General features: G+C 65.7%; 14 protein-coding genes. All 14 read right to left on the reverse strand.

The window, feature by feature from the left end; genetic code table 11:
• Positions 1-6: 6 nt before the first annotated feature.
• A complete protein-coding gene (gene gsiD / locus EUB48_RS17100) occupies positions 7-954 on the reverse strand; it encodes a glutathione ABC transporter permease GsiD (RefSeq protein WP_142820240.1) in 948 nt (315 codons plus the stop codon).
• Positions 917-1,840: a glutathione ABC transporter permease GsiC gene (gene gsiC / locus EUB48_RS17105; RefSeq protein WP_142820241.1), complete on the reverse strand. Its 924-nt coding sequence runs from the start codon at positions 1,838-1,840 to the stop codon at positions 917-919. The genes gsiD and gsiC overlap by 38 nt, the downstream gene beginning before the upstream one ends.
• Before the next feature lie 169 nt (positions 1,841-2,009).
• A complete protein-coding gene (gene gsiB / locus EUB48_RS17110) occupies positions 2,010-3,575 on the reverse strand; it encodes a glutathione ABC transporter substrate-binding protein GsiB (protein ID WP_142820242.1) in 1,566 nt (521 codons plus the stop codon).
• Between the two features lie 58 nt (positions 3,576-3,633).
• Complete coding sequence (locus EUB48_RS17115; protein ID WP_142820243.1) at positions 3,634-5,514, reverse strand: dipeptide ABC transporter ATP-binding protein; 1,881 nt, start codon at positions 5,512-5,514, stop codon at positions 3,634-3,636.
• Positions 5,511-6,614, reverse strand: a complete 1,104-nt coding sequence (locus tag EUB48_RS17120; protein WP_142820244.1) for an isoaspartyl peptidase/L-asparaginase family protein — start codon at positions 6,612-6,614, stop codon at positions 5,511-5,513. Before EUB48_RS17120 ends, EUB48_RS17115 begins: the two co-directional genes overlap by 4 nt.
• Positions 6,615-6,649: 35 nt before the next feature.
• A complete protein-coding gene (dcd, locus tag EUB48_RS17125) occupies positions 6,650-7,216 on the reverse strand; it encodes a dCTP deaminase (RefSeq protein WP_142820245.1) in 567 nt (188 codons plus the stop codon).
• Positions 7,217-7,434: 218 nt separating this feature from the next.
• Positions 7,435-8,742, reverse strand: coding sequence for a guanine deaminase (gene guaD / locus EUB48_RS17130; RefSeq protein WP_142820246.1), 1,308 nt, complete (start codon positions 8,740-8,742; stop codon positions 7,435-7,437).
• 7 nt (positions 8,743-8,749) lie between these two features.
• On the reverse strand, positions 8,750-9,844 hold the full coding sequence (locus EUB48_RS17135) for a BMP family ABC transporter substrate-binding protein (protein ID WP_142820247.1): 1,095 nt from the start codon (positions 9,842-9,844) through the stop codon (positions 8,750-8,752).
• A 229-nt stretch (positions 9,845-10,073) separates the two neighbouring features.
• Positions 10,074-11,117 carry an adenosine deaminase gene (locus EUB48_RS17140; protein ID WP_142820248.1) on the reverse strand — a complete coding sequence of 348 codons (1,044 nt, stop codon included), beginning with the start codon at positions 11,115-11,117 and terminating at the stop codon, positions 10,074-10,076.
• Positions 11,117-12,118, reverse strand: a complete 1,002-nt coding sequence (locus tag EUB48_RS17145; protein WP_142820249.1) for an aromatic ring-hydroxylating oxygenase subunit alpha — start codon at positions 12,116-12,118, stop codon at positions 11,117-11,119. Before EUB48_RS17145 ends, EUB48_RS17140 begins: the two co-directional genes overlap by 1 nt.
• A gap of 56 nt (positions 12,119-12,174) precedes the next feature.
• Positions 12,175-13,338: a BMP family ABC transporter substrate-binding protein gene (locus tag EUB48_RS17150; protein WP_142820250.1), complete on the reverse strand. Its 1,164-nt coding sequence runs from the start codon at positions 13,336-13,338 to the stop codon at positions 12,175-12,177.
• 47 nt (positions 13,339-13,385) lie between these two features.
• A complete protein-coding gene (locus tag EUB48_RS17155) occupies positions 13,386-14,306 on the reverse strand; it encodes an ABC transporter permease (RefSeq protein WP_142820251.1) in 921 nt (306 codons plus the stop codon).
• Positions 14,306-15,382, reverse strand: coding sequence for an ABC transporter permease (locus EUB48_RS17160; RefSeq protein ID WP_142820252.1), 1,077 nt, complete (start codon positions 15,380-15,382; stop codon positions 14,306-14,308). Before EUB48_RS17160 ends, EUB48_RS17155 begins: the two co-directional genes overlap by 1 nt.
• Entirely contained in the window at positions 15,369-16,913 is a 1,545-nt protein-coding gene (locus tag EUB48_RS17165; protein ID WP_142820253.1) for an ABC transporter ATP-binding protein, read from the reverse strand. The genes EUB48_RS17160 and EUB48_RS17165 overlap by 14 nt, the downstream gene beginning before the upstream one ends.
• Positions 16,914-16,926 lie beyond the last annotated feature (13 nt).

Genomic DNA, 16,926 nt, shown 5'->3' on the forward strand with positions numbered 1-16,926 from the left:
ACAGCATCATCTCGGGTCGATCTTGGGGTCGAGCGCATCGCGCAGACCGTCGCCCAGCAGGTTGAAGGCCAGCACGGTCAGGAAGATGGCCATGCTCGGAAAGATCGCGATATGCGGCGAAGTCATCATGTCGGCCCGCGCCGCGTTCAGCATGGCGCCCCATTCGGGCGATGGCGGCTGCGCGCCCAGCCCGAGAAAGGACAGGCTGGCGGCCGTGATGATGGAAGTGCCGATGCGCATGGTGAAGTACACCACCACCGACGAGATCGTGCCCGGGAAAATGTGGCGCGTGATCAACGTCCAGTCGGAGGCGCCGAGCGAGCGCACGGCCTCGATATAGGTCTGGTGCTTGAGCGACAGCGTGTTGCCGCGCACCAGGCGCGCGAACGCGGGAATGCTGAACACCGCCACGGCAAGGATCACGTTGACCATGCCGCTGCCCAGGATCGCGACAATGCCGATCGCCAGCAGGATGCCCGGGAACGCAAACAGCACGTCGGAGATGCGCATCACGATGCGGTCCCACCAGCCCTCGTAGTAACCGGCGAGCAGGCCCAGGGTGGTGCCGATGAGCGCGCCGACCGCGACCGAAATGAAGCCGGCCGCCAGCGAGATGCGCGTGCCCATCAGGATGCGGCTGAAGATGTCGCGCCCCAGCGAGTCCACACCGAACCAGTGCGCCCACGAGGGTGCAGCGTTCAGCGCATCGTAATCAAAGTAATTTTCCGCGTCGTAGGGCACGATAAAGGGCGCAGCAATCGCCAGCAGCACCAGCAGCAGCACAAAAACGCCGGCGGCCAGCGCCACATGCTGGTCCTTGAACTTGCGCCAGAACTCGCTCCAGGGCGTGCGGATGCCCTGGCCGGGCAGAGGAGTTGCCTGAGCAGGTGAAGCGACGGACGTGTTCACGGCGGCCTCACTTGTTGTACCGGATGGTGGGGTTGATGACGGCATACAGCACGTCCACCACCAGGTTGATCAGGATGAATTCGAGCGAGAACAGCAGCACCTCGGCCTGGATCACCGGGTAGTCGCGCATTTCCACCGCATCGATCAGCAGGCGCCCCATGCCGGGCCAGTTGAAGACCACCTCCACCACGATCGAGCCGCCCAGCAGAAAGCCAAACTGCAGGCCCATCATGGTGACGACCGGAATCAGCGCGTTGCGCAGGCAGTGCTTGACGACGACCACGGTCTCGCGCAGACCCTTGGCGCGCGCCGTGCGCACGTAGTCTTCCTTGAGGATGTCGATGAACGAGGAGCGCGTGAAGCGCGCCATCACCGCGGCCACACCAGCACCGAGCGTGATCGAGGGCAGGATATAGTGGCGCCAGCCGTCGGCGCCCACGGTCGGCAGCCAGCCGAGCTGCACCGAGAAGATTTCCATCAGCACCATGCCCAGCGCAAACGCGGGAAACGAGATGCCGGACACCGCCAGGGTCATGCCCAGCCGGTCCGGCCATTCGTTGCGCCAGACCGCAGAGACGATGCCGATCACCATGCCGAACAGCACCGACCAGACCATCGCCGCCAGGGTGAGCCACAGCGTGGGCATAAAGCGCTCGGCAATCTCGGTCGAGACCGGGCGCTTGCTGCGCAGCGAGCGCCCGAAGTCGGCCTGCGCCGCATTCACGAAGAACCGGACGAACTGCTGGTACAGCGGTTTGTCCAGCCCCAGGTCGGCGCGCACCAGCTCAACGGTCTGCTGGTCTGCCTCGGGGCCGGCGGCCAGCCGCGCGGGGTCGCCGGGCAGCAGGTGCACGAACAGGAACACCAGCACCGCGACGATCAACAGCGTCGGGATCAACCCCAGCAGGCGTTTAACGATGTAGTTGAGCATTGGAGCCGTTGATCCGCGGTGTCATTCCCTGACCCGTGATGTCATTCCCTGACCGGTGACGTCATTCCCGCGAAGGCGGGAATCCACTGTTGTCCCCACCCCGGGCTGACGTTCTGGATTCCCGCCTTCGCGGGAATGACAAGCTCTTATTTTTGACATGAAGATGAAATTACTTCTTCAGGTCGATCTCATCAAAGTTGAACGAGCCGTCGGGCATCACGTAGACACCGGTCAGGTTCTTGTTGTGGGCCGACAGCAGTTGCTCGGTCGCCAGAAAGGCCCAGGGCGCGTCGTTCCAGATGTGTTGCTGCGCGTCCTTGTAGAGCCTGGCTTTCTCGGTCACATCGGTGATGGCCAGCGCTTTGGCGAGGTCGGCATCGACCGTGGGGTTCTTGTAGTAGGCCGTGTTGAACATCCTGGGCGGGAAGGACTCGGACGCCAGCAGCGGGCGCAGGGCCCAGTCGGCCTCGCCCGTCGAGGACGACCAGCCAACGTAGTACATGCGCACCGGCGCCGTGGCCGGGTCCTGCGCGCTTTCCACGCGCTCGACGCGCTGACCTGCTTCCAGCGCCAGCACCTGAGCCTTGATGCCGACCTGCGCCAGCTGCTGCTGCACGAACTGGATCACCTTCTGCGCCGTGGTGTAGTTGTAGGCCGACCACAGGGTGGTCTCAAAGCCGTTGGGATAGCCCGCTTCCTTGAGCAGTTCGCGCGCCTTGGCGGGGTCGTAGGGCCAGGGGCCCAGCTTGACCGCGTACTCCACGCCCTTGGGCACCACGCCCTCGGCCGGAATGGCGTACCCGGAGAAGGCCACCTTGACCAGCGCCTGCTTGTTGATCGCGTAGTTGATGGCCCGGCGCACCCGGGCGTCGTTGAACGGCTTTTGCTGCGTGTTCATCGAGATGTAGCGCTGGATGATCGAGGGCGCGGCAACCACCTCGACCGTGGACTTGCCCTTGAGCAGGTCCGCCTGCTCATATGGCAGCGGAAAGGCAAAGGCCGCCTCGCCGGTCTGCATCATGGCGCTGCGGGTGTTGTTGTCGACCACCGGCTTCCAGGTGATGGTGTCGACCTTGGGATAGCCCTTCTTCCAGTAGCCGTCGAACTTTTCGACCTTCATGTAGTCGGTCTGCTTCCACTCGACGAACTTGAACGGGCCGGTGCCCACGGGCGCCAGCGCGATGCCCTTGCTGCCGTATTTTTGCAGCGCGGCGGGCGAGATCATCACGGCCGAGGGATGGGCCAGCGTGTTGATGAAGGCGGAAAACGGCTCGGCCAGCGTGATGCGCACCGTGTACGGATCGAGCACCTCGGTCCTGGCGATGTTCTTGTACAGGCTGTAGCGCTTGAGCTTGTTCTCGGGATTGGTGACACGGTCGAAATTGACCTTCACCGCCTCGGCATTGAAGTCGGTGCCATCCTGGAACTTGACGCCTTTGCGCAGCTTGATGGTGTAGCTCAGGCCGTCCTTGGCGGCCTGGTAGCTCTCGGCCAGCACATTGACCAGCTTCATGTCCTTGTCGAAACCGAACAGGCCCTGGTAGAACGATTTGGCGACGGCCTGCGACAGCGTGTCGTTGGCGTCGTAGGGATCGGTGGTGGTGAAGTTGGACTGCACCGCGATCACCACGTCCTTGGCGGCGTAGGCCGGCGCCGCAAACTGCACCGCCAGCGCCACCGCGCCCCAGGCCAGCAATGGGTGGGTCTTGCGGGGAGGATTGAGTCTTGGTTTCATGGGTCGTTCTCCAAAATAATCGCAGACGCGATGGGGTTGCAACAAGGGTTTCACGGTTTCAGTAAAGGCCGCCAACGGCATGCCGCGCGACGAAGTGGCCCGAGCCGACCTGCACCAGCGGGGCGACCACGGGCTCATCGTCCAGCGCGCGGATCGGGCTCGGTATTTCTTCGGACAGCAGCGCGCTGCGGCCACGCCGGCGCGCCGGATCGGCCACCGGCACGGCCGCCATCAGGCGCCGCGTGTAGGCGTGCTGCGGGTTCTCGAAAATGGCGCGGCGCGGGCCGATCTCGACGATCTGCCCCAAGTACATCACCGCGACGCGGTGGCTGACGCGCTCGACCACCGCCATGTCGTGCGAGATGAACAGGAAGGCGATGCCGAACTCGCGCTGCAGGTCCAGCAGCAGGTTGACGATTTGCGCGCGGATCGAGACATCGAGCGCCGACACCGACTCGTCGGCAATGACGATCTTGGGGTTGAGCGCCAGCGCGCGCGCAATCGCGATGCGCTGGCGCTGGCCACCCGAGAACTCGTGCGGGTAGCGCTGAGCGACGTCGGCCGGCAGGCCCACGCGCCCCAGCAGCCCGTTGACTCGTTCTTCGGCCTGTTTGCCGCACGCCACGCCATGGATCAGCAGCGGCTCCATGATCGAGAAGCCGACCGTCAGGCGCGGATCGAGCGAGGCGAACGGGTCCTGGAACACGAACTGGATATCGCGCCGCAGGCTTTGCAGGGCGCTGCCCCGCAAAGGCGCAATGTCGCGCCCGGCCACCTCGACCGAGCCCCTGCTGATGTCCACCAGCCGCGAGAGCGAGCGCCCGGTGGTCGACTTGCCGCAGCCCGACTCGCCCACCAGCGCCAGCGTCTCGCCCGCATACAGATCGAAACTGACCTGCTCGACCGCATGCACGCGCCGCGTGACGCGGCCCAGCACGCCGCTGCGCAGGGAAAAGCGCGTGACCAGCTTGTGCACGCGCAGCACCGGGGCCTGATCCATGCGCACCGAGTCCGGTTCGGACACCGGCGGCGACGGGGCGCTGCCGCCGCCCGCCACGGCCAGCAAGGGAAAGCGGGCCGGTCGGTCGGTGCCCTGCATGGCACCGAGGCGCGGCACGGCCGCCAGCAGGGCGCGGGTGTAGGGATGCTGCGGCGCGGTGAACAGCGGCTGGCAGTCGCCCTCCTCCACTTTTTCGCCCTGGTACATCACCAGCACGCGATCGGCCACCTCGGCGACCACGCCCATGTCGTGCGTGATGAAGATCACGCCCATATGCATCTCGTCCTGCAGGGCGCCGATCAGGCTCAGGATCTGCGCCTGGATGGTGACGTCCAGCGCCGTGGTCGGCTCGTCCGCAATCAAGAGCGAGGGCTTGCACGACAGCGCCATGGCGATCATCACGCGCTGGCGCATGCCGCCCGAGAGCTGGTGCGGATAGCGGTCCAGCACGTTGCGCGCCTCCGGGATGCGCACCAGGTCCAGCATGCGCAGGGCCTCGGCGCGTGCGGCAGAACGGCTGGCGCGCTGGTGCAGGCGGATCGACTCGGCGATCTGCTCGCCGACCGGGAATACCGGGTTCAGCGAGGTCATCGGCTCCTGGAAAATCATCGCAATCTCGGCCCCGCGCACCTGCCGCATGCTTGCCTGGCTGGCCTGCGCCAGATCAAGCGTGGCGCCGCCGCGGCGCGCGAAGTTCAGCCGGCCGGCGACGATGCGCCCACCGCCGTGCTCCACCAGCCGCATGATCGCCAGCGAAGAGACCGACTTGCCCGAGCCCGATTCGCCCACGATGGCCAGGGTCTCGCCGGCATCGACATGGAACGACAAACCGCGCACCGCATCCACGCTGCGCTCGCGCGTCTCGAAGCGCACGCTCAAGTCCCGCACGTCCAGCACGTGCGACGCACCGGCAGCAGCGACTTTTGTGGGGTCGCTCACGACGGCTCCTGCGGCGCGGCAGTCGGCCCGCTGTCGTCGGCCCCGTAAATCGCGCAGACCGGCTCGCCGCCGACGCGGGCGTAGCCGCGGTACATGCCTTCGGTATTGAACGGCAGCGCGACCTGGCCCTGCGCGTCCACCGCGATCAGGCCGCCGCGGCCGTCGATGCGCGGCAGCTTGTCCATGATCACGCGCTGTGTTGCCGCCTGCAGCGACAGGCCGGCGTATTCCATGAGCGCGGCGACGTCATGGGCCGTCACGGCGCGCATGAACATCTCGCCCGTGCCAGTCGTGGACACCGCCGCGAGGTGGTTGGCATAGCAGCCCGCGCCCACGATGGGTGAATCGCCGACCCGGCCCACGCGCTTGTTGGTCACGCCGCCCGTGGAGGTGGCCGCGGCGAGGTGGCCGTGCGCATCCAGCGCCACCGCGCCGACGGTGCCGAACTTGCTGTCCGGGTCCAGGGGCGCGGCCGCACCGGCCCCCAGTTTTGCCACTGCGTGTGCTGCACTGCCCCCCGAGGGGGCCGAGCTTGCGCGGGGCGGCCCTTCGCTGCCCTCCTGCGCTGCCAGGCTGGCGGCGTCGTGGTCGAGCAGCACCGCGCCGCTGCCGGCGCCCGCCTGCTGGCGCGCGCGCAGCCACTGGGCGTAGCGCTCGGGGGTGGCGAACCAGTCGGGCGCAACCAGTTCCACGCCATGGCGGGCCGCAAATTCCTGCGCGGCCGGCCCGATCATCAGCACATGGCCGCTGTGCGCCATCACGGCGCGCGCCGCCAGCACCGGATTGCGCACGCGCGTGACGCCCGCGACCGCGCCGGCGGCCAGCGTCGCGCCGTCCATCACGCAGGCGTCCATCTCGTGGGTGCCGGCGTCGGTGTAGACGGCGCCCTTGCCGGCATTGAACAGCGGGCATTCCTCGAGCCGGCGCACGGCCTCGGTCACGGCATCGAGCGCACTGGCGCCGCCGGCCAGCAGCGCCACACCCGCGCGCAGCACGTCCTGCAGGGCACGGCGGTAGTCGGCCTCGAGCTTTGGGTTCATGCTGGCGCGCAGGATGGTGCCGGCACCGCCGTGGATCGCAATGACAGGGGTGATGCTCATGATGTCTTCATGCCCGCCATCCGGAGCCGGCCGGTTCAGGCCCGCGGCAAGGTCACGCCGCGCTGGCCCTGGTATTTGCCGCCGCGGTCCTTGTAGCTGGTCTCGCAGACCTCGTCGCTCTCGAAGAACAGCACCTGGGCGCAGCCCTCGCCCGCGTAGATCTTGGCGGGAAGCGGCGTGGTATTGGAGAACTCCAGCGTCACATAGCCTTCCCACTCGGGCTCGAACGGCGTGACGTTGACGATGATGCCGCAGCGCGCATAGGTGCTTTTGCCCAGGCAGATGGTCAGCACGTTGCGCGGGATGCGGAAGTACTCCAGCGTGCGGGCCAGCGCGAAGCTGTTGGGCGGGATGATGCAGACGTCGTCATGAAAATCGACAAAGCTTTTTTCATCGAAGTTCTTCGGGTCCACCACGGTGCTGTGGATGTTGGTGAAGACCTTGAACTCGGGCGCGCAGCGGATGTCGTAGCCGTAGCTGCTGGTGCCGTAGCTGATGATCTTGTGGCCGTCGTGCTCGCGGATCTGGCCGGGCTCGAACGGCTCGATCATGCCGGTCTGCTCGGCCATGCGGCGGATCCATTTGTCGCTTTTGATGCTCATAGGGAGTTCCTGCTGTGGCGATGATTGTAGGCACGCCCGGGCGCTTTATTCATCGGCCGGTTTCGCCACTCATCCGCCCGCTTCGTCATTCCCGCAAACCCTTCGTCATTCCCGCGCAGGCGGGAATCCACGGTAGCGCACCGACGTCGTCTGGATTCCCGCCTGCGCGGGAATGACATCAAAAGGCGGGAATGACTGTCAAGGGACAGAAATCGCAATCAGGAAGCGGCAATCACGGTTTTTTCGACCAGCCGGTCGTCACCCAGAACGATCATGGCGAACAGCAGCTCGTCCAGACTGTTGGCGCGCGCCGTTCTGCGGGCCAGCAAGGGCGTGGCCTGCGGATTGAGAACGATGAAGTCGGCTTCGCAGCCCGGCTGCAGGTTCCCCACCACGCCCGCCAACCCGAGCGCCTGCGCCGCGCCGGCGGTGTGCTGCCACCACAGATGCTGGGGATTCAGGCTCAAACCGGGCCGGAGCTGCCCGCCCTGCTCCACCGAGGCGCGGCCCACGTAGTAGGCGGCCAGCATGGTGTGAAACGGGCTGAAGCTGGTGCCGCCGCCCACGTCGCTGGCCAGGCCGTAGCGGAAGCCCGCACGGTCGGCGCCGGCGTAGTCGAAGAAGCCGCTGCCCAGGAACAGGTTGCTGGTCGGGCTGACGGCCGCTGCCGTACCGGTATCGCGCATCAGGGCCCGGTCGGCGTCGTCGAAGTGGATGCAGTGCGCGTAGACCGCGCGTTCGCGCATCAGGCCGAAATCGTCGTAGACCGACAGGTAGCTTCGCGCGGCGGGAAACAGCTGGCGCACCCAGGCGACCTCGTCCCGGTTCTCGGCCACATGCGACTGGATCCAGACGTCGGGGTAGCGGGCGGCCAGCTCACCCGCGCCGCGCAGCTGCGCCTCGGAGCAACTGGGCGCAAAGCGCGGCGTGATGGCATAGCCCAGCCGGTCCTTGCCGTGCCATTGCCGGATCAGCGCCTCGGTGTCGGTCAGGGATTGCTCTGTGTCATCGCGCACGCCGTCGGGCGAGTGGCGGTCCTGCAGCACCTTGCCGGTGATCAGGCGCAGCTTGTGTTTTTGCGCCTCGCCAAACAAGGCGTTTACCGACGCCGGGTGCGAGGTGGCAAAGGTCAGCGCCGTCGTGACGCCGTTGCGCAGCAGCTCCGCTATGAAAAACGTAGCTGCCTGCGAACTGTGGTCAAGGGCTGCAAAGCGTTTTTCTTCAGGAAACGTGTAGTTCTCGAGCCACGGCAGCAAGCCCTCGGCGGGCGAGCCGATCACGTCCGTCTGCGGGTAGTGCAGGTGCAGATCCACAAAGCCGGGCGCCAGGATGCGCCCCGGCAGGTGCTCGACGGCAATGCCGGGAAAGCGGCCCACCAGATCACGGTACGGCCCGACTGCGTGCACGACCTGCACCCCGTTCGCGCCGGGCCCGATCACCAGCAGGCCGTCTTCTTCATAGACGGCCGATCGGTGCGGGCCGCCATCGGTGGCGAAACGGAGAATGGCGGCGCGGTAGGCATGCATGGCAGCGCTATTTTGCGATCTTTCCCTGCACGCCCGATACGAGAAAATTCATATTAAGTATTTGTTCATCGCTCAAGGCCTGGCCCCTGGCCAGCACGAGGTGGCCTTCGTTGTCCTCGATCGGACCGGCGAACGGCTTGAGCTTGCCGCTGGCGATGTCTTTCTCGCGCGCCAGCACTTCGCTGCGAACCGCCTTGGGCACCTTCGGGCCGAAGCCTTCCATGCGGATCATGCCTTCCTTGACGCCGCCCCAGACCTTGCCGCTTTTCCAGCTGCCGTCCAGCACGGCGCGCGCGCGCGCCGTGTAGTAGGCGCCCCACTGATGCGTCACCGCGACGATCTGCGCGTCGGGCGCGACGGCCCGCATGTCGGAGTGGTAGGCCACGGCGAGCTTGCCGCGCTCCTGGGCGGCCGCCATCACGGCATTCGAGCCGGTGTGGAAGGCAATCACATCCACACCCTGGTTGAACAGCGTCATGGCGGCATCGCGCTCGCGTGGCGGGTCGAACCAGCTGTTCAGCCAGATCACCTTGACCACCGCCTTCGGGTTCACCGACCGCATGCCCAGCGTGAAGGCATTGATGCCCTGCAGCACTTCGGGAATCGGAAAGCCCGCGACGTAGCCCGCGACGTTGCTTTTGGTCATGCGCCCGGCCGCGATGCCCGACAGGTAGCGGCCCTCGTAGTAGCGCGCATTGGCCACCGCGACGTTGGGCGCCGTCTTGTAGCCCGTGATGGATTCGAACTTTACGTCCGGAAAGTCTTTGGCCACCCGGAGCGTGGGCTCCATATAGCCAAAGCTGGGCGTGAAGATGAGCTTGTTGCCCTGCCGCGCGAGATCGCGAATCACGCGCTCGGCGTCGGCGCCTTCGGGAACATTTTCCACGTACGTGGTCTTGACCTTGTCACCCAGTGCCGCCTGCACGGCCTGGCGTCCCAGTTCGTGCTGATGCACCCAGCCGGCCGGCGTGATGGGCGTGACATAGACAAAGGCGATCTTGAGCGGCTCTTTGGGAGCCACGGGTGCGGCGTCTTTGGCTTGGGAAAAAGCGGGAGAAAACAAGCAGGCGGCCGCGAGCGCGGCAGCGAGGTTTTTATACATGGTAGTCCTCTACATGGCCCCGGTATGGAAAACGCAAAACCCGCCGGGGCGGCGGGTCGATGCGGGCGTATTTTACCGCGCCCTCGCCGTCATTCCCGGGCTCTCGCTGTCATTCCCGCGCAGGCGGGAATCCATGGCAATGTGCCGACACCGTCTGGATTCCCGCCTGCGCGGGAATGACAAGCACATTTGCGGGAATGACAGGCATGTCTGCGGGAATGACGAAGAGTCAGTCAAACGAGGCAAACACCTCGTTGACCTGGTCCAGGTAGCGGCGCTTCGCGCCCGGCTCGATGAAGCTGGCCTCGAAGCTGTTGCACGCTAGCTGGTAGGCATGTTGCGCCGCGAGTCCCGTTGCAGCGAAGGTCTGCAGGAAGTTCTCGTTCATATAGCCGCCGAAGTAGGCCGGATCGTCGGAGTTGATAGTGGCCACGAGGCCCGCCTCCAGCAGCGCGCCGATGTTGTGGTCGGCCAGTTGCGGGAACACGCAGAGCTTGAGGTTGGACAACGGGCACACGGTCAGCGGAATCCGGTCACGGGCAAGGCGCTGCATCAGGGCGGCATCTTTCGACGACTGCACGCCGTGGTCGATGCGCTCGACCTTGAGTATGTCGAGCGCGGTCCAGATGTAGGCAGGCGGCCCTTCCTCCCCGGCGTGCGCCACCAGATGCAGGCCCAGTTCGCGGCAGCGCGCAAACACGCGCGCGAATTTTTCGGGCGGATGACCGAGTTCGCTCGAATCGAGCCCGACGCCGATGAATTTATCGCGATGCGGCAGCGCCTGCTCCAGCGTTTCAAAGGCCTCTGTTTCACTCAGGTGCCGCAGGAAGCACAGAATCAGCGACGCGCTGATGTTCAGTTCGGCCTGGGCGTCCACACAGGCGCAGTGCAGGCCGTTGATCACCGTGTCCATCTTGACGCCGCGCGCCGTGTGGGTTTGCGGGTCGAAGAAGATTTCCGTGTGCGCTACGTTATCCATAGCGGCCCGCGCAAGGTAGGCGCGGGCCATATCGTAAAAGTCCTGCTCATGCAGGAGCACGCTGGCGCCCGCGTAGTAGATGTCCAGAAAGCTTTGCAGGTTGGTGAAGGCATAGGCGCGGCGCAGTTCGTCCACGCTCGCGTAGGGAATGGCCACGCTGTTGCGCTGCGCGAGCGCAAAGATCAGATCGGGCTCGAGCGAGCCTTCGATGTGGATGTGCAGCTCGGCCTTGGGCATGCGGCGCAGCAGCTCCGGCAGACGGTCAGGGGATACGGGTTTCACGGCAATGTTCATCAGCAAACTCCAAACGTGATGCCGAGGGTTTTGAGGTGGCGCCGATAGGCCGACGAGGCCTTGTCGGCCGCGGTGTGCAGCTCGGCGCGCAGGTCCAGCGGCAGGCGCCGCGGGCGCTGCGATTCGAGCACCGGCTGGTCCTGCATGAAGATGGTGTGCTGGAACGCGCGCAGCTTGTCGTCCGGCGACTCGAGATCGGCCACCGCGAGCCGGAACCACACGCAGCTGGATTCCGGTGTCAGCGGACAGACGAACAGGGCGATGGACTCGCGGTAGCCCGCGATGGCCACCGTGGCGGCGTCCGGCACCTTGGTCAGGACGGCGCTGTACGGCCCGGTTACTTCGTAGGTGTACTCCACCTGTGCGGGCGCCGTCGAATGCAGATTGGATTGCGGCTGCCAGGCCTTGCAGCCAGTGGCCAGCAGACCGGTGGGCGTGGGCTGCACCTGGTAGTCGTCGATCGCGGTGGCGTGGCGTGCGTCGCCGGGCACGCTGCGCATCCCGAGCCAGCCTTCGTGCACGAAACCGAAGTGCGCCATGTCCAGGAAATTCTCGACCAGCCGCGGCGCGCTGGTGGCCACCACGTAAGGGCCGCAATGGAGCTTGCGCAGGCGCGCATCGTCTTCCGCGGCAAACGCGGGTAGCGCGGCGGCCTCGCCCTGCACAATCTGCACCCACACCAGCCCGTAGGCTTCGCACGCCGCATAGGTGTGGGCGCAACTGGAGACCGGCGGCTCAAAGCTGGGCAGCGCCGGCACATGCACGCAGTGGCCCGATGCCTCGAATTGCCAGCCGTGATAAGGACACTCCAGGCGGCCGTCCTGCACCCGCCCGAGCGACAGCCGGGCGCCGCGGTGCGGACACTGGTCGGCCCAGGCGTGCGCCCTGCCGGCCGCATCGCGCCAGAGCACGACATCGCGCTCGAGCAACCGCGCCGCGAGCGGCTGCTCCACCACATCGGCACTGAGTGCCACCGGATGCCAGAGTGTTTCTTCGATCATGGTTTTCAAATAAAAAAGGGCCGCCTCACGACGACCCTTGGCTTCATGACGATAAATTATTTCTTGTCGCCGGGAACCTTGCCTTCCACGCCCTTGACGTAGAAGTTGATGCCGCCGAGGAACTTGTCATCGGCCACCGCGTCCTTGGCCAGCACCACCTTGCCGGTGTTGTCCACGATGGGGCCTTTCCAGATGGCGAACGAGCCGTCTTTCAGGCCTTTCTTGATCTCGTCGATGCGGGTCTTGGTCTCGGCCGGCACATCGTCGGCGATCGACACCATGTCGATGGCGCCTTCCTTGACACCCCACCAGCTGCGGCTGGAGGTCCACTTGCCGTCGAGCACGTCATGCACGGTCTTGATGTAGTACGGCGCCCAGTTGATGATGGCCGAGCCCAGGTGCGCCTTCGGGCCGTACGCCGTCATGTCGGAATCCCAGCCGAACGCGCGCTTGCCTTTTTCTTCGGCAGTCTTGAGCACCGCGGGCGAGTCGGTGTTCTGGAACAGCACGTCGGCGCCGCCATTGATCAGCGCGGTCGCGGCCTCGGTCTCCTTGGGCGGGTTGTGCCAGTCGTTGACCCACACCACCTTGGTTCGGATCTTGGGGTTGCTCGACTGCGCGCCCAGCGTGAAGCTGTTGATGTTGCGCAGCACTTCGGGGATCGGCACCGAGCCGACCACGCCCAGCGTGTTGCTCTTGGTCATCTTGCCCGCGATGACACCGGCCATGTACGCACCTTCGTAGGTGCGGCTGTCGTAGGTGCTCATGTTGTCGGCCGTCTTGTAGCCGGTGGCATGCTCGAACTTCACATCCGGAAAATCCTTCGCAACCTTGAGCATGGGCTCCATGTAGCCAAACGTGGTGCCGAAGATCAGCTTGTTGCCCTGGTTGGCCAGGTCCCGCAGCACGCGTTCCGCATCCGCCCCTTCGGGCACGCTCTCGACAAAACTGGTGACCACCTTGTCGCCGAATTCCTTGTCTACCGCCTTGCGGGCCTGGTCGTGCGCATAGCTCCAGCCACCATCGCCGACCGGGCCGACGTAGGCGAAAGCGATCTTCAGGGGCTCGGGCTTGGCGGGCGCCGGTGCCGACACGGGAGCCGGTGCCGCAGCCGGTGCCGGCGCGGCCTCCTCTTTTTTGCCGCAGCCCACCAGGGCCGCAGCCGCGATGGCCGACAGGGCCGCCACTTTGAGCATCGAGCGTTTTTTCAGGTCAGTCATGTCAGTCACTTTCTTGCAAGGTTGGACACAGGTTGGCAAAAATCCGATTATGAACCGGGGTAAAAGGGTTTTCCAAGCGAAGCCGGCATGTTGATGCGAATCCAGGCCGGGTTGCGCGAAATTAGCGCCAGTACCACCACGGTGGCCAGATAAGGCGTCATCGCCAGGAACTGGCTGGGCATCTCCACACCCCGGCTCTGCAGGTAAAACTGCAGCATGGTGACGCCGCCGAACAGGTAGGCGCCGAGCAGCACGCGCGCCGGACGCCAGGTCGCAAAGGTGGTCAGTGCCAGCGCGATCCAGCCCTTGCCGGCGACCATGCCCTCGACCCACAGCGGCGTGTAGACCAGCGAGATATAGGCCCCCGACAGACCGCACAGTGCGCCACCGGCCACCACCGCCGCCAGGCGGATGCGCCGCACCGGGTAGCCCAGCGCGTGCGCCGAGTCAGGCGATTCGCCCACACTGCGCAGCACCAGGCCGGCGCGCGTGCGGTACAGGAACCAGATCAGGCCGAAGGCCAGCGCGATGGTCACGTACACCAGCGGATGCTGGCGAAACAGGGCCGGCCCGATCAGCGGAATATCCCCCAGCACGGGGATGGAAAAATGCGGGCGCTCGGGCAACTTGGCCTGCACGTAACCGGCGCCCACAAAGGCCGAAAAGCCGGCCCCGAACAGGGCCAGCGCCAGCCCGGTGGCGTACTGGTTCGTGTTGAGCCAGATCACCAACACGCCAAAGATGGCGGCCAGCACGGCACCCGCGCCCATGCCGGCGGCGAACCCGATCCAGTCGCTGCCGGTATGCACGACAACGGCAAACCCGGCAATGGCCGAACACAGCAGCAGGCCTTCGGCCCCGAGGTTGACGACGCCGGCCTTTTCGTTGATCAGCAGACCCAGCGAGGCAATGGCCAGCACGGTGCCCGCATTCAGCATGGAGGCGAAGAGCAGGGCATAGGATTCCATCACTTCACTCCCTCTTTGTTCGACCAGGTGGACTTGATCCGGTAAGCAATCAGGGTGTCGCAGCCCAGCAGGGTGAACAGCAGCAGCCCCTGGAACACATCGGTGAGCGACTTGGGCAGGCCCAGACGCGATTGCGCGAGCTCGCCGCCGATGTAGAACATGCTCATGAGGATGGACGAGAACACGATGCCCACCGGATGCAGGCGCCCGACAAAGGCCACGATGATGGCCGCAAAACCGTAGCCCACCGGTATATAGGGGGTGAGCTGGCCGACCGGGCCGGCCACCTCCAGCGCGCCGGCCAGGCCCGCCGCACCGCCCGAGATGAGCAGCGCCGTCCACAGCGCCTGGCGCGATGAAAAGCCGGCGTAGCGCGCGGCGGCGGGTGCGAGACCGCCCACCTGCTGCGCAAACCCGGCGCGTGTGCGAAACAAAAACACCCACAGCGCCGCCACACCGCCCAAAGCAATCAGGAGCCCGATGCTCACGCGCGAGCCGTGCATCAGCCGCGGGATTTGCGTCACCGCCTCGAAGGTCTTGGTTTGCGGAAAGTTGTAGCCCGCCGGATCTTTCCAGGGGCCAAAGACCAGATAACTGAGCACATAGATGGCGACGTAGACCAGCATCAGGCTGACCAGGATTTCGTTGGCATTGAAGCGGTCGCGCAAAAAGGCCGTGATGGCCGCCCAGGCCATGCCGCCGAGCACACCGGCGCCCATGATGGCGATGACGATCCAGCTGCCGGTGCTCTTGTCGGCCAGCAGCGCCACGCCGCCCGCGGCCACGGCACCGATCACGTACTGGCCTTCGGCGCCGATGTTCCAGACGTTGGTGCGAAAGCACACCGCCAGCCCCAGTGCAATCAGGAGCAGCGGCGTGGCCTTGACCATCAGCTCGCCCAGTGCGTACGGGGAACGGATCGGTTCCCAGAAAAACACCTGCAAGCCCTTGACCGGATCCTTGCCCAGCGCCACGAACAGGATGACGCCGATGATGACGGTGATCAGCAGCGCCAGGAGGGGCGAGCCGTAGCTCCAGAACTTAGACGCTTGCGGGCGCGCTTCAAGCTTGAGCATGCTGCACCTCCGCGCCAGCCGGCGCATTCCACAGGCCGCTCATCCACTCCCCGATCTGGGCCACGGTGGCGCGCGCGCGATCGACCGAAGGCGACAGCCGCCCCTTGGCGATCACGTACAGGCGGTCGCTGATCTCGAACAGCTCGTCGAGCTCCTCGCTGACCACCAGCACGGCGCAGCCCGCATCGCGCAGCGCCAGGATTTCACCGCGAATCTGCGCCGAGGCGCCAACGTCGACGCCCCAGGTCGGCTGCGAGATGATCAGCAGCTTCGGATTTGCATCGATCTCGCGCCCGACGATGAACTTTTGCAAGTTGCCGCCCGACAGCGAGCGGGCCTCGGCATTCGGGCCGCCGGCCTTGACATTGAAGCGCCGGATGATGTCGCTGGCCTGGGCTTCGAGCGAGCGCACGTTGATCCAGCCGCGATTCCACCAGGCGGTGCCGATCGCATCGCGCCGCGTCAGCAACAGGTTGTGCGCGAGCCCGAGCGTGGGCACGGCGCCGCGCCCCAGGCGCTCTTCCGGCACAAAGTGCACGCCCAGGGCGCGCCGGCGCCCCGGGCCGAATTTGCCGGCGCTCTGGCCTTTGATTTGAATCATCGGCGCTGCCGCGCGCGTGTCCTCGCCCGAGAGCGCATAAAGCAGTTCCTGCTGGCCGTTGCCCGATACCCCGGCAATCCCCACCACCTCGCCGGCGCGCACGTTCAATGAGATATCTTCCAGATCCACGCCGAACTGGTTTTCAGTGGGCAGCGAAAGCGCGTTCACCGCCAGCACGGTGGCACCGGTTTTGACCTCGCGGTGCTGCAGCGCAGGCGGCTCGGCGCCGATCATCAGGCGGCTCAGCGAGGCATTCGTCTCCTGGCGCGGGTCGCAGACCCCGGTGACCTTGCCGCCGCGCAGCACCGTGCAGGCGCTGCACAGCTCGCGGATCTCGTGCAGCTTGTGGCTGATGTACAGGATGCTGCAGCCCTCGGAGGCAATCTTCTTGAGCACCCCAAACAGCCGGTCCACGGCCTGCGGGGTCAGCACCGAGGTGGGCTCGTCCAGAATCAGCAGCTTCGGGTCGGTCAAGAGTGCGCGGATGATTTCCACGCGCTGCATCTCGCCCACGCTGAGCGTGTGCACCGGGCGCAGGGGATCGACCTCGACGCCGTATTCGCCGGCCTTGGTGGTGATGCGCCGCGTCACCTCCGCCAGCGTCAGGCTCCTGGACAGCCCGAGCCAGACGTTCTCGGCCACGGTCAGCGTGTCGAACAGGCTGAAGTGCTGGAACACCATGCTGATGCCCAAAGCGCGCGCCTCCTGCGGGTTGCGGATGTGCACCGGCTGGCCGTTGAACACGACGCTGCCCTCGTCGGGCTTGACCGAGCCGTAGATGATTTTCATCAGCGTCGATTTGCCGGCGCCGTTTTCACCGAGCACGGCGTGGGTTTCGCCGGCCTGCACGGTGAGCGACACATCGCTGTTGGCGACCACCGCGGGGTAGCGCTTGGTGATGTGCGCAAGCTGGAGTCTGGGAGGAGTCATGGCGCCGATTGTC

The organism is Rhodoferax sediminis, from assembly GCF_006970865.1.
In the GTDB taxonomy this organism is placed as follows: Bacteria; Pseudomonadota; Gammaproteobacteria; order Burkholderiales; family Burkholderiaceae_C; genus Rhodoferax_A; species Rhodoferax_A sediminis.